General features: G+C 41.3%; 11 protein-coding genes. 6 read left to right on the forward strand and 5 right to left on the reverse strand.

The window, feature by feature from the left end:
- Nucleotides 1–38 precede the first annotated feature (38 nt).
- From J690_RS07835 to abaQ, 3 genes are read right to left on the reverse strand one after another with little or no spacing between them, the layout of a single operon-like run.
- A complete protein-coding gene (locus tag J690_RS07835; RefSeq protein ID WP_032035233.1) occupies nt 39–1,613 on the reverse strand; it encodes an aldehyde dehydrogenase (NADP(+)) in 1,575 nt (524 codons plus the stop codon).
- Nucleotides 1,614–1,623: 10 nt separating this feature from the next.
- Complete coding sequence (gene araD1 / locus J690_RS07840) at nt 1,624–2,622, reverse strand: AraD1 family protein (protein WP_032035234.1); 999 nt, start codon at nt 2,620–2,622, stop codon at nt 1,624–1,626.
- 10 nt (nt 2,623–2,632) lie between these two features.
- Nucleotides 2,633–3,937 carry a multidrug efflux MFS transporter AbaQ gene (gene abaQ / locus J690_RS07845; RefSeq protein WP_032035236.1) on the reverse strand — a complete coding sequence of 435 codons (1,305 nt, stop codon included), beginning with the start codon at nt 3,935–3,937 and terminating at the stop codon, nt 2,633–2,635.
- A 169-nt stretch (nt 3,938–4,106) separates the two neighbouring features.
- Between abaQ and J690_RS07850 the strand changes: the two genes are divergently transcribed.
- Both J690_RS07850 and J690_RS07855 read left to right on the forward strand, forming a co-directional pair.
- Nucleotides 4,107–5,840: an IlvD/Edd family dehydratase gene (locus J690_RS07850; RefSeq protein WP_032035237.1), complete on the forward strand. Its 1,734-nt coding sequence runs from the start codon at nt 4,107–4,109 to the stop codon at nt 5,838–5,840.
- Nucleotides 5,841–5,923: 83 nt separating this feature from the next.
- Nucleotides 5,924–6,640 carry a FadR/GntR family transcriptional regulator gene (locus J690_RS07855; RefSeq protein ID WP_005069141.1) on the forward strand — a complete coding sequence of 239 codons (717 nt, stop codon included), beginning with the start codon at nt 5,924–5,926 and terminating at the stop codon, nt 6,638–6,640.
- Between the two features lie 68 nt (nt 6,641–6,708).
- Here the strand turns inward: J690_RS07855 and J690_RS07860 are convergent, their stop codons facing one another.
- Both J690_RS07860 and J690_RS07865 read right to left on the reverse strand, forming a co-directional pair.
- Nucleotides 6,709–7,515 carry a TorF family putative porin gene (locus J690_RS07860; RefSeq protein ID WP_032035239.1) on the reverse strand — a complete coding sequence of 269 codons (807 nt, stop codon included), beginning with the start codon at nt 7,513–7,515 and terminating at the stop codon, nt 6,709–6,711.
- Nucleotides 7,516–7,595: 80 nt separating this feature from the next.
- The gene (locus tag J690_RS07865; RefSeq protein WP_017386078.1) at nt 7,596–8,510 is read right to left on the reverse strand and encodes a LysR family transcriptional regulator; all 915 of its coding nucleotides are present in this window, start codon (nt 8,508–8,510) and stop codon (nt 7,596–7,598) included.
- 100 nt (nt 8,511–8,610) lie between these two features.
- Between J690_RS07865 and J690_RS07870 the strand changes: the two genes are divergently transcribed.
- The 4 genes from J690_RS07870 to J690_RS07885 all read left to right on the forward strand — a co-directional run.
- A complete protein-coding gene (locus J690_RS07870; protein ID WP_032035240.1) occupies nt 8,611–9,717 on the forward strand; it encodes a muconate/chloromuconate family cycloisomerase in 1,107 nt (368 codons plus the stop codon).
- A 23-nt stretch (nt 9,718–9,740) separates the two neighbouring features.
- Nucleotides 9,741–10,031 (forward strand): muconolactone Delta-isomerase, encoded by a 291-nt coding sequence (gene catC, locus J690_RS07875; RefSeq protein ID WP_032035242.1) that lies wholly within the window; start codon nt 9,741–9,743, stop codon nt 10,029–10,031.
- A 160-nt stretch (nt 10,032–10,191) separates the two neighbouring features.
- Nucleotides 10,192–11,112, forward strand: coding sequence for a catechol 1,2-dioxygenase (gene catA / locus J690_RS07880; protein ID WP_032035244.1), 921 nt, complete (start codon nt 10,192–10,194; stop codon nt 11,110–11,112).
- A 130-nt stretch (nt 11,113–11,242) separates the two neighbouring features.
- A partial coding sequence (locus tag J690_RS07885) for a 3-oxoacid CoA-transferase subunit A (RefSeq protein WP_032035245.1) occupies nt 11,243–11,677 on the forward strand: 435 nt, incomplete at its 3' end.

Here is an 11,677-nt window from a genome sequence, read left to right on the forward strand (position 1 = left end):
AATAAAAAAGAGACCAATTTATGGTCTCTTTTTTATTTTTAGATGGCTTCTCTGGTCATTTCACCATTCACCAGCCTTAAAATTTGCAATGGATTGCTGTCTTTTAAAGCTTCTGGCAATAAGCTTTGCGGATAGTTTTGATAACACACAGGTCTTAAGTAACGGTCAATAGCTAAGGTTCCAACTGAAGTACCTCGTGCATCTGAAGTGGCTGGGTATGGCCCGCCGGGTACCATGGCATCACAGACCTCAACACCTGTTGGGTAGCCATTTATAAGTAATCGCCCAGCTTTCTCTTCTAGTACAGGAACTACATCTGCAAACTCAGTTAAGTCAGCTTCATCGGCAATTAAAGTCGCAGTCAGTTGCCCATTCATGCTTTGTAGTGCCTGAATGAGTTGAGCTTTATCTTCAACTTCAATGATGACTGTAGTTGGCCCAAAGATTTCTTCCTGTAAAAGCTGGTCACCCGCCAGTAAAAGCTCAACATCAGCTTTAAACAGTTGCGGCTGCGCCTGATTACCTTGTTGAGCCTGGCCTGCCAAGTGTTCAATACCTTGATGCTCTGTTAAGTGCTCAAGACCAGCGGTATAGCTTTTTAAGGTTCCGGCATTGAGCATAGTTTGCGCAGGCTTAGCCCCCATAATTTCAGTCAGGTTGCTAATGAGCTGACTAAACTCGGCTGATTTAATTCCCAAAATTAAACCTGGATTGGTACAGAACTGACCACAACCCAAAACAACTGAATCTGCCAAGTCCTGTGCAATTTTTTCACCACGGGTTTTCAGGGCTTCTGGCAATAATAACATCGGGTTAATGCTGCTCATTTCAGCAAAGACCGGAATTGGCTGTGGACGGGCTGCTGCCATATCACATAAAGCGCGACCACCACGAAGTGACCCCGTAAAACCAACTGCTTGAATTAAAGGGTGTTTCACTAAAGGTTCACCCACGCCATTACCATAGATCATGTTAAATACGCCTTTTGGCATATTTGATTTTTCTACGGCACGTTCAATTGCTTGAGCAACAAAGTCCGCTGTGGCCATATGCCCACTGTGGGCTTTCACCACTACAGAACAACCTGCGGCCAGTGCCGAAGCAGTGTCACCACCTGCGGTTGAAAAGGCGAGCGGAAAGTTACTTGCCCCAAAGACTGCCACAGGGCCAACACCGATTTTAATCTGACGCAAGTCTGGGCGAGGTAAAGGCTGACGCTCAGGCAAGGCTGTATCAATACGCGCACCTAAAAAGTCACCACGACGTAACACTTTGGCAAATAAACGCATTTGTCCACTGGTACGGCCACGCTCGCCTTGTAAACGTGCAAGTGGTAAAGCGGTTTCCTGTGAGACAATTTCAAGAAAATCTGTACCTAATGCATCAAGTTCATCAGCAATATTTTCTAAAAAGGTAGCACGCTGTTCAGGTGATGTATGACGATAAGTCTTAAACGCTTGACTGGCGGCTTCACAGGCCTGATTAATCTCTTGCTCAGTTGCATGGTGAAACTCATAAGGTAGAGCCTCATCAGTCGTAGCATGAATACTTTTTAATAAAGTTGTACCTTGTGCACTACGTGAACCGCCAATAAAGTTGTGTCCGATAACCATTTTATATTCCTTAGAGTGTAATAACTGAACCGATCGGTAGCTCTGGTTGTGTATGGGCGAGCTTATTTTTGAGTGGAAGTCCGAACTCTTTCATCTCTATTTCAAACTCATCGTTGACTTGCGCTTGAATACCGTCGGCAAAAGACAAAGTGGCTGTACCGAAATAGTGAATATGAACATCCCCTGCTTTTAAAAATTGTTGATACTTAAAGTGGTGATATTCCAGATTTGCCAAGCTATGGCACATATTGTCTTCACCAGACAAAAACTCTTTCTCCCAAATGATTTGTCCATCACGGCGCAAACGGCTGGTTCCGACTAAATGTTTTGGTAATTCGCCTGTCCGTAAAGCCGGACCAAAACTACAAAAACGCAATTTAGAATGGGCCAGATATAAATAATTACGGCGCTCCATTACGTGATCAGAATATTCATTGCCCAGCGCAAACCCGATTCGGTAAGGCTTTAAGTCTTCGCCAATAACATAAAGGCCTGCAATTTCAGGTTCTTCGCCGCCGTCTTCGGCAAATGGAGGTAAAGGCAACTCTGCTCCCGGCCTTACCACAATTGAACCGTCGCCTTTATAAAACCACTCTGGTTGTGCTCCGATCTGACCTTGTGCTGGACGCCCCTTTTGTAGCCCCCATTCAAATATCCGCATGGTGTCGGTCACCGAGCTGTCATCGCTTAAATTTTGTTGATGCATTTTGTCGCGTGCAGATGCAGAACCTAAATGGGTTAAGCCTGTACCAGAAACTAAACAGTGCGTTGGGTCTGGATGATCCAAAGGCGGCAATACCTTTAACTCTGCTAATAAAGATGAATAATCATAGGTTTCCGTTTCAAAGCCTAACGCCTCAACTTGTTGTTCCATTGAAACTTTATTACGGATTGCTAAAAGTGCTAAATCACGAACCGATTGAATATTTTTAACCGGATATGCCATGTTGCCTTCTACTTTAGCGACAGCACGTTGATTTGCACGATTTTCAAATTGAATAATTTGCATGTTTTATTCCTTACAAAGGCTTTTGAATATTCACTGTTTGTGTTTTTTGACGTTCGAGCTTGGCATAGACGATGTAGGTCAGAATCAAGCCAAAAAACATGACGATAGATAAGAAATACAAACCAGCAGCCATATTTCCCGTGTATTCTTTTAAAAGTCCGATACCAAATGGCCCGACATAGCCACCTAAATTTCCAACAGAGTTAATTAAGGCAATACCAGCAGCTGCACTTGCGCCTGTTAAGAAACGGCCCGGTAATGTCCAAAACACGGCAGTTGAAGAAAATAGGCAGAACGCAACCACAGCCAAAGCAGCCAACTGCATGACTGGAGAATTTAGCCAACCACTTAAAAACATTGCACAAGCGCCTAGTGCGTAGAGAAAACTTAAATGTCCGTAGCGGTCATTTAGACGATCGGTACTACGTGGAATAATTAACAAACCAATAATTCCAAAAACGTAGGGAATGCTAGATAAGAAGCCAATTTGAAGATCAGTACCACCTCCAAATTGCTTAATAATGGTAGGAAGCCAAAGATTTAAACCATAAATACTTAAAGTCACTGGTAGGTAATACAATGCCAATAAAAGTACGCGTTTGTCTTTTAAGGCATGCAGTGGATTGGCATGTCGGGTTTGGTCATATTCGGCTTCATCTTTAACAAGTTCATTTGTAAGCCATTGTTTTTGTTCAATACTCAACCATTTCACTTTATCAATATTATCTGGCAACCACAGGAATGTCGGTAAAGCCAATAAAACCGCGGGCAAGCCAACTGCAACAAACAACCATTGCCAGCCGTGCAAATTTGCAATGCCATCCATTCCAAGTAATAGACCCGCTAAAGGCCCTGCAATCATCATGGCAATCGGTTGTGAAAGCACAAACATTCCCATGATTTTTCCGCGATGCCGCACCGGATACCACTGTGTAATTAGGTATAAAACACCAGGGAAAAAACCTGCCTCAGCTACACCAAGTAAAAACCGTAACAGATAAAAACTTTTAGGGCCTTGAATGAGCGCCATGGCCATGGTGATGAGGCCCCATGTTAATAAAATGCGGGTAAACCATTTACGAGCACCAAATTTGTCTAAAAGCAAATTACTTGGAACTTCAAAAAGAAAATATCCAATAAAAAATAAGCCAGCTCCTAGACCATAGGCAGCATCACCAATTCCAACATCTGCACCCATATGCAAATGGGCAAATCCGACAGCGGCCCGATCAATGTATGCCACCAGATATAGTATGACTAATGCAGGTATCAGCTTAAACGTGACCGTCCGTATTACATCCTTTTCGAAATCCATGTTCGACTCCATTTCCTATTATTTACTTATAGAGCATCTTGCTCGTAAATTATCCTTTTAATTTAAAATATAGTAATACTATTTAAATTTCAAACCTTTTAAAAATAAAATTTATGGTGTATTTTTAAATTAATTAATTCTAATAGTAATACTATATAGGGAAATTTGTATGAATAATAAACAAGTTCTTCGCTCGGCTGCCTGGTTTGGTACAACGGATAAAAATGGCTTTATGTATCGCAGCTGGATGAAGAACCAAGGAATTCCAGATCATGAGTTTCAAGGCAAGCCTATCATTGGGATTTGTAATACGTGGTCTGAACTCACCCCATGTAATGCGCATTTTCGAAAAATTGCCGAACACGTAAAAAAAGGGATTTTAGAAGCGGGCGGCTACCCTGTTGAGTTTCCTGTATTTTCAAATGGTGAGTCGAATTTACGTCCTACCGCCATGTTTACCCGCAACTTAGCCAGTATGGATGTCGAAGAAGCGATTCGTGGTAACCCTATTGACGGTGTGGTGTTACTGACAGGCTGTGACAAAACCACCCCTGCATTATTAATGGGCGCTGCAAGCTGTGATATTCCTGCCATTGTAGTGACTGGTGGTCCTATGCTGAATGGTAAGCACAAAGGCAAAGACATTGGTGCAGGTACCATCGTTTGGCAAATGCATGAAGAGTTAAAAGCAGGAAAAATTGATTTAAATGAATTTTTATCTGCTGAGTCTGGTATGTCGCGCTCGGCTGGTACATGTAACACCATGGGCACAGCTTCTACAATGGCGTGTATGGCTGAAGCCCTAGGCACTTCTTTACCACACAATGCAGCTATTCCAGCGGTAGATTCGCGCCGTTATGTGCTGGCTCATCTGTCTGGTATGCGTATTGTTGACATGGTTCATGAAGATTTACGCCTTTCTAAAATCTTAACCAAAGAAGCTTTCGAAAATGCCATTAAAGTCAATGCAGCTATTGGTGGTTCAACCAATGCAGTCATTCATTTAAAGGCAATTGCCGGACGTATTGGGGTTGATTTACAACTCGATGACTGGAACCGTGTCGGCCGTGGCATGCCAACCATTGTTGACTTACAGCCTTCGGGTCGTTTTTTAATGGAAGAGTTCTATTATAGTGGTGGCTTCCCTGCCGTAATTCGCCGTATGGGCGAAGCCAATCTTTTGCCACATCCACAGGCTTTAACCGTAAATGGTCAAGCCATTTGGGAAAATTGCCAGCAATCACCTATTTATAACGATGAAGTGATTCGGAAAATAGATAATCCAATTCGACAAGATGGCGGTATGTGTATTTTGCGCGGAAATTTAGCGCCTAAAGGTGCGGTGCTTAAACCATCTGCTGCCACACCGGAATTGATGAAACACCGTGGTCGTGCAGTCGTATTTGAAAACTTCGATGATTATAAAGCCCGCATTAATGACCCAGATCTAGATGTCGATGAAACTTGTATTCTAGTCATGAAAAATGCCGGCCCTAAAGGCTATCCTGGCATGGCCGAGGTTGGAAATATGGGACTACCGCCAAAGGTTTTAGCCAAAGGCATTACCGACATGGTTCGTATTTCCGACGCACGAATGAGTGGAACAGCGTATGGCACGGTCGTTTTACATGTTGCCCCTGAAGCTATGGCGGGTGGGCCTTTGGCCGTAGTTCAAAATGGTGACTTTATCGAACTTGATGCCTATGCTGGAAAACTTCACCTAGAAGTGAGTGATGAAGAACTTAAGCAACGTCTTGAAAATTTAGCACCATCAGCTCCTCCAAGTTTTATTGGCGGTTACCGTAAGCTCTATGTAGAACATTTTTTACAAGCCGATGAGGGCTGTGATTTTGATTTCTTGGTCGGTTGCCGTGGCTCAGAAGTTCCACGTCATTCTCATTAATATTTATTCTTGAAAAAGATGATCTTGTTAAAACACAAGGTCATCTATACCATAGGATATTCAACATGTCGTAATAGTGAAATATGAGTAAAGCTGACTATAAAAATCCTATTCCAAGCAAAAGCCAACATGCATTAATTGTTCAACAATTGGGATTAAAAATTGTTTCTGGAGAAATTTCAGAAAATGAAAAACTCCCAAGTGAAGTTGATTTATGTGAGGAATATAAAGTCAGCCGTCCTGTCTTTCGCGAAGCTATACGTGTTTTAAATGCGAAAGGCTTAACTTATTCAAGGCCCAAAATCGGAACGGTGGTGAGGCCTAAAGAAGAATGGCATTTACTCGATCCGGATGTATTGTTTTGGTTGATTCAAACCACGCCTGAACACGAATTTTTTAAAACACTTTCTACCGTACGACGCGTTTTGGAACCAGAGCTTGCTTATATTGCGGCAAGTACGGCCAACGAAGAAGATATTGAACGTATTAAACATGCCTATGAAGGGATGGAAAAAGCGACAACCGTTGAAGAGTTTATAGAGCCAGATATTCAATTTCACTTAGCGATTGCCAAAGCAACCCATAATGACTTATTAGCCTATATGTCAAAAATGCTGGTTTTACCTTTACAGCAATCTATTCAAGTCACCAGTCTTCGCCCAAATTTACAAGGCCATTCATTACCAAGACATAAAGCAATTTTAACCGCAATTGAAAATAAAGATCCGCTCTCGGCTCGCCATGCCTCACTTGTTCAGCTTGACGACACAAAAATGGCTTACGATTTAATTAAAAAATAATCTTTATATATTCACTATTTAAAGCCTGATCACTCAAAATAAAGTCATCAGGCTTTTTTATTTATAAATTAGAATACCTTTTTAACTGAGACAGTAAATGTCGAATCAATCGGATTTGAAATTGGCGCATCAGGTTCACCATTACTATACTTTTTATAGAAACCATCTTTGTCCCAAGCTTTGGCATACGCTAAACCAGTAGTCCAGCCATCCCCTAAATCCTTAATCAGCTCGATTTTCATATCTTGAAAGTTAGCTTCCGAGAAATTTTTAATTCTTTCATAGCCATAGTGAGCACCAAAAGTCCAAGACTCATTGATAGGCTGAGTAAAAGTTAGATCTAGATAAGTTGTTCCTCGTGAACGTTTACCTGCTGGGCCACCCATCGTATCTGAGTTATAGCCTGCATAATCTGGAGTGTAGGTAATGAAATATTTAAGAGTCAAAGGCCCATAACCAATTTGAGGCACAATTTCGCCATAGTTATAACTGGTACTTCCCGTTTCAGGCGTACTTTTAGCTCCCGGATAGTAGTAATAAAAAACCGTCATTCCAGCCGAAAACTTATCAAAAGTTTTTATATAACCTGTATAAAAATCCCACTCAACTGAAGCATCACGAAGATAGTTAGAACTTACATTTGAAGCCCAAGTCCCTACAAATAATCCATTCGGATTTGCATAATCTAGACCAATTTGTAATGCAGGCTTGCCCCAAGTTTGTTGAAAACCACGTGATATATATTGACTTGCGAAGGTTACATTAGCACTGTATGGAGAAATTTTTTCTTGTTCGTTGACTTGTTCATTTACTTGCTCAGCATGTACAACACCAGTAGACATAATAAGAGAAGCTATCCCTAAAATTTTTCTCATCTAATAATCCTTTTAAATATTACCTATAGGTTTAAAGTTTTAAAATAACATGATAATTCAATTTAAAACGTATTAAAAAGTTATAAATTTAAATTTCTGGATACTTCTTCTTCGCTATAGATCTCTTCAATACAATCTAAGATTTTAGGAATATATGAACTTTGGTCCATATTGCGCATCGATAGAGAAATGGGACTATAGGCTTCTAAGTCCAAGATATTTAAATAGGTTAGATTCTTCATTCCAATATCACAGGCGCTTTCCGGAATAATACAAATACCCTCTCCAGATGCCACCAAGCCAAGTGCCATATGAATTTCGCGGACTTCAGTCAGTTTGGCAGGAACAAGACCTAATTTGGTAAACAAAGCTTGAATAGTGGTCGAAAAATTCGGCTTAGGTGTTGTGGGATAAGAAAAAATTGTCTCATTGATAATTTGAGATAAATAAATTCCTGATTCTTGGAACTCACTTAAAGGATGTTTTTTATGAATCGCGAGTTTTAATTTTTCTTTTCGAAGTAGAAGTCGCTTAATGGCAGGATCGCTAATAGGGAGCCGTCCGAAACCTAAATCAATTTTTCCTAACTTTAAGGCTTCGACCTGATCTCGTGTACCACATTCAATAAGCTCGACATGAATGTCAGGATTTTTTTGTCTAAATAGATAAATGACCTGTGGTAATCGCCCATAAAGAAGCGAACTCACATAGCCAACTTTAACAACATTCTCGACCAGCTTCATTTTTTTTGCCATAGAAGCTGCTTGAGCCGTATGCGTTAAAATCTGAACAGCATGTTGGTAAAAAAACAGCCCTGCTTCTGTCACTTTTAATGGACGTGAGCCTTTCACAAACAGATCAATTCCTAACTCTTCCTCTAATTTCTTGATTTGACGCGTGAGTGGTGGCTGAGCAATAAAAAGCTTCTCAGCGGCTTTAGTCAGACTTTGTTCTTCAACAACGGTAACAAAATAACGTAGATGTCTTAATTCCATTAATATACCTTTTTAGTATCTTAAAATACCGTTCTATATCTATTTTAGGCTATTACATTCTTCTATGGTATGTAAACAAGTTTGAAATAGTTGAAACTTCATGTATAGAACCATAGAAACCATACTTGTGGATATTCCAACTATCCGTCCTCACCAGTTGTCTGTGACTACCATGCGTACTCAGACTTTGGTGCTCGTTAAAATTACGACCACGGATGGTATTGTAGGTTGGGGTGAAGCGACCACCATTGGTGGACTGAACTATGGTGAAGAAAGTCCTGAAAGTGTCAAAGCCAATATTGATACTTACTTTGCACCATTACTCGTATCAGTTAAAGATTTAAATGTTGCTCAAACACTAAAACTGATTCGTAAGAATATTAATGGTAACCGTTTCGCGAAATGTGCCATTCAGACTGCTCTACTTGATATTCAGGCAAAACGTTTAGGCGTGCCATTAAGTGAAGTTTTAGGCGGCCGTCTGCGTAATAGTTTACCTGTACTTTGGACGCTCGCGTCTGGTGACACAGAAAAAGATATTGCTGAAGCTCGAAAAATGATTGAGTTAAAACGTCATAACACGTTCAAACTCAAAATTGGTTCACGCCCTTTGCAACACGATGTTGATCATGTGATTGCAATTAAAAAAGCACTCGGTGCAGATATTAGTGTACGCGTTGACGTAAATCGTGCATGGTCAGAGCTGGAATGTATTCAAGGTATTCAACAGCTTCAAGATGGCGGGATTGATTTAATTGAACAGCCTTGTGCTATTCAAAATACTGAAGCACTTGCGCGTTTAACACAGCGTTTTGATGTCGCAATCATGGCGGATGAAGCTTTAACTGGTCCTGACAGCGCATACCGTATTGCAAAAAGTCATGGTGCCGATGTATTTGCCGTGAAAATTGAACAATCTGGTGGTCTCATTGAAGCGTGTGAAGTTGCCAAGGTTGCAGGTTTGGCTGGAATTGATCTTTATGGCGGCACTATGCTTGAAGGCCCTGTAGGTAGCATGGCTTCTGCTCATGCGTTTGCAACCTTTGAAACATTAGCGTTTGGTACTGAATTATTTGGTCCGTTATTGCTTACCGAAGAAATTCTGAAAGAACCGCTACGTTACGAAAACTTTGAATTGCACTTGCCAACGGCTCCCGGCTTAGGCATTGAAATTGATGAAGATAAAGTCGAGAAGTTACGTCGTTAAGGCAACAGGATAAGGAGTTTCCCATGTTATTTCATGTACGTATGGATGTGCATATTCCACTTGATATGCCAGCCGACAAAGCAAATGAAATTAAGGCTGTTGAAAAAGCCTATTCGCAAGACTTACAGCGTCAAGGTAAATGGCGTCACATCTGGCGTATTACAGGTCAGTACTCGAACATCAGCATTTTTGATGTCGAGAGCAATGAAGAATTGCACAATATTTTACAGCGTTTACCTCTCTATCCTTATATGAACATCGAAGTTATGGCGATGAATCGCCACCCTTCTTCTGTTCGTGATGATGATTCGTAAACCAAAAGAATTTTTTAAATGTGATCTCTGAAGTCCATTTAAAAATCAAGCAGATTATTCAGAAGGTAACAAGGAATGTGGCGGCACTTATTCGCTAGCAAAACGAAATGCCCGCAGCGCTGCCACCCAAAACCGTATTGCATACTTAAGGAGTTTTAGTATGAACCGTCAACAAATTGATGCGCTTGTAAAACAAATGAATGTCGACACTGCAAAAGGCGAAGTTGATGCACGTGTTCAACAAATTGTAGTGCGCCTTCTTGGGGATTTATTTCAAGCCATTGAAGATTTAGATATTCAACCTTCAGAAGTATGGAAAGGTTTGGAATATTTCACAGATGCTGGTCAAGCAAACGAACTTGGTCTTTTGGCAGCCGGCTTAGGTTTAGAGCATTATCTTGATTTGCGTGCAGATGAAGCTGATGCCAAAGCTGGCGTTACGGGTGGCACACCTCGTACCATCGAAGGCCCACTTTATGTAGCTGGCGCGCCTGAATCTGTTGGTTTTGCGCGTATGGATGATGGTACAGAATCTGGCAAAATTGATACCTTAATTATTGAAGGTACTGTGACCGATACTGATGGCAATATCATTGAAAATGCCAAAGTTGAAGTATGGCATGCCAACAGTTTGGGTAACTACTCATTCTTTGATAAGTCTCAATCTGACTTCAACTTACGTCGTACTATCTTGACTGATGCTGATGGTAAATATGTCGCATTAACGACGATGCCTGTAGGTTATGGTTGCCCGCCAGAAGGTACAACTCAGGCCCTTCTTAACAAATTAGGCCGTCATGGTAACCGTCCATCTCACGTTCATTACTTCGTTTCTGCACCGGGTTACCGCAAGCTAACTACTCAATTCAACATTGAGGGTGATGAGTACTTATGGGACGACTTTGCTTTCGCAACGCGTGACGGCTTAGTTGCAACAGCAGTTGATGTAACTGACCCAGCTGAAATTGAACGCCGTGGTTTAGATCACGCTTTCAAACACATCACATTTAACATCGAACTTGTTAAAGATGCCGCTGCTGCTCCTTCAACTGAAGTTGAACGTCGTCGCGCTAGTGCTTAAAAGTATATGTGAGTTAAAAGTTCGCTTTTGACTCACAAAATTTATTCCATTTATTACTACCATTAAGAATTTAAATAAATTTTTAGCGGTAGTAATACATCACGTTACCTCATGCTCTAGGGTTTCTCACATGATTGACAAAAGTAAGTCCTCACTAAGCGAGGTTCTATCGCAGATTAAAGATGGTGCAACCATTCTGATTGGTGGTTTCGGTACCGCAGGACAACCCGCTGAACTCATTGATGGTCTTATTGAACTCGGTGTTAAAGATTTAACTATTGTTAGTAATAACGCCGGTAATGGCGATTATGGTCTGGCGAAACTGCTTAAAGCCGGTTCGGTTAAAAAAGTCATCTGTTCTTTCCCGCGTCAGTCAGACTCTTATGTGTTTGATGAACTGTACCGTGCTGGAAAGGTCGAGCTTGAAGTCGTACCACAAGGTAATCTGGCGTGTCGTATTCAGGCAGCAGGTATGGGCCTAGGCGCTGTATTTACCCCAACAGGCTTTGGAACACTTTTAGCCGAAGGCAAAGAAACCCGCGAAATTGATGGTAAAGACTATGTG

Origin of the sequence: Acinetobacter sp. 742879 (assembly GCF_000588535.1) — a bacterium.
Lineage (GTDB): Bacteria > Pseudomonadota > Gammaproteobacteria > Pseudomonadales > Moraxellaceae > Acinetobacter > Acinetobacter pittii.

Excerpts from the sequence above, each read along its gene's own strand:
- J690_RS07850 (WP_032035237.1), top strand. The coding sequence starts at position 4,107 with ATGAATAATAAACAAGTTCTTCGCTCGGCTGCCTGGTTTGGTACAACG.
- catC (WP_032035242.1), top strand. The coding sequence starts at position 9,741 with ATGTTATTTCATGTACGTATGGATGTGCATATTCCACTTGATATGCCA.
- araD1 (WP_032035234.1), bottom strand. The coding sequence starts at position 2,622 with ATGCAAATTATTCAATTTGAAAATCGTGCAAATCAACGTGCTGTCGCT.
- J690_RS07855 (WP_005069141.1), top strand. The coding sequence starts at position 5,924 with ATGAGTAAAGCTGACTATAAAAATCCTATTCCAAGCAAAAGCCAACAT.
- catA (WP_032035244.1), top strand. The coding sequence starts at position 10,192 with ATGAACCGTCAACAAATTGATGCGCTTGTAAAACAAATGAATGTCGAC.
- J690_RS07860 (WP_032035239.1), bottom strand. The coding sequence starts at position 7,515 with ATGAGAAAAATTTTAGGGATAGCTTCTCTTATTATGTCTACTGGTGTT.
- J690_RS07865 (WP_017386078.1), bottom strand. The coding sequence starts at position 8,510 with ATGGAATTAAGACATCTACGTTATTTTGTTACCGTTGTTGAAGAACAA.
- J690_RS07870 (WP_032035240.1), top strand. The coding sequence starts at position 8,611 with ATGTATAGAACCATAGAAACCATACTTGTGGATATTCCAACTATCCGT.
- abaQ (WP_032035236.1), bottom strand. The coding sequence starts at position 3,937 with ATGGATTTCGAAAAGGATGTAATACGGACGGTCACGTTTAAGCTGATA.
- J690_RS07835 (WP_032035233.1), bottom strand. The coding sequence starts at position 1,613 with ATGGTTATCGGACACAACTTTATTGGCGGTTCACGTAGTGCACAAGGT.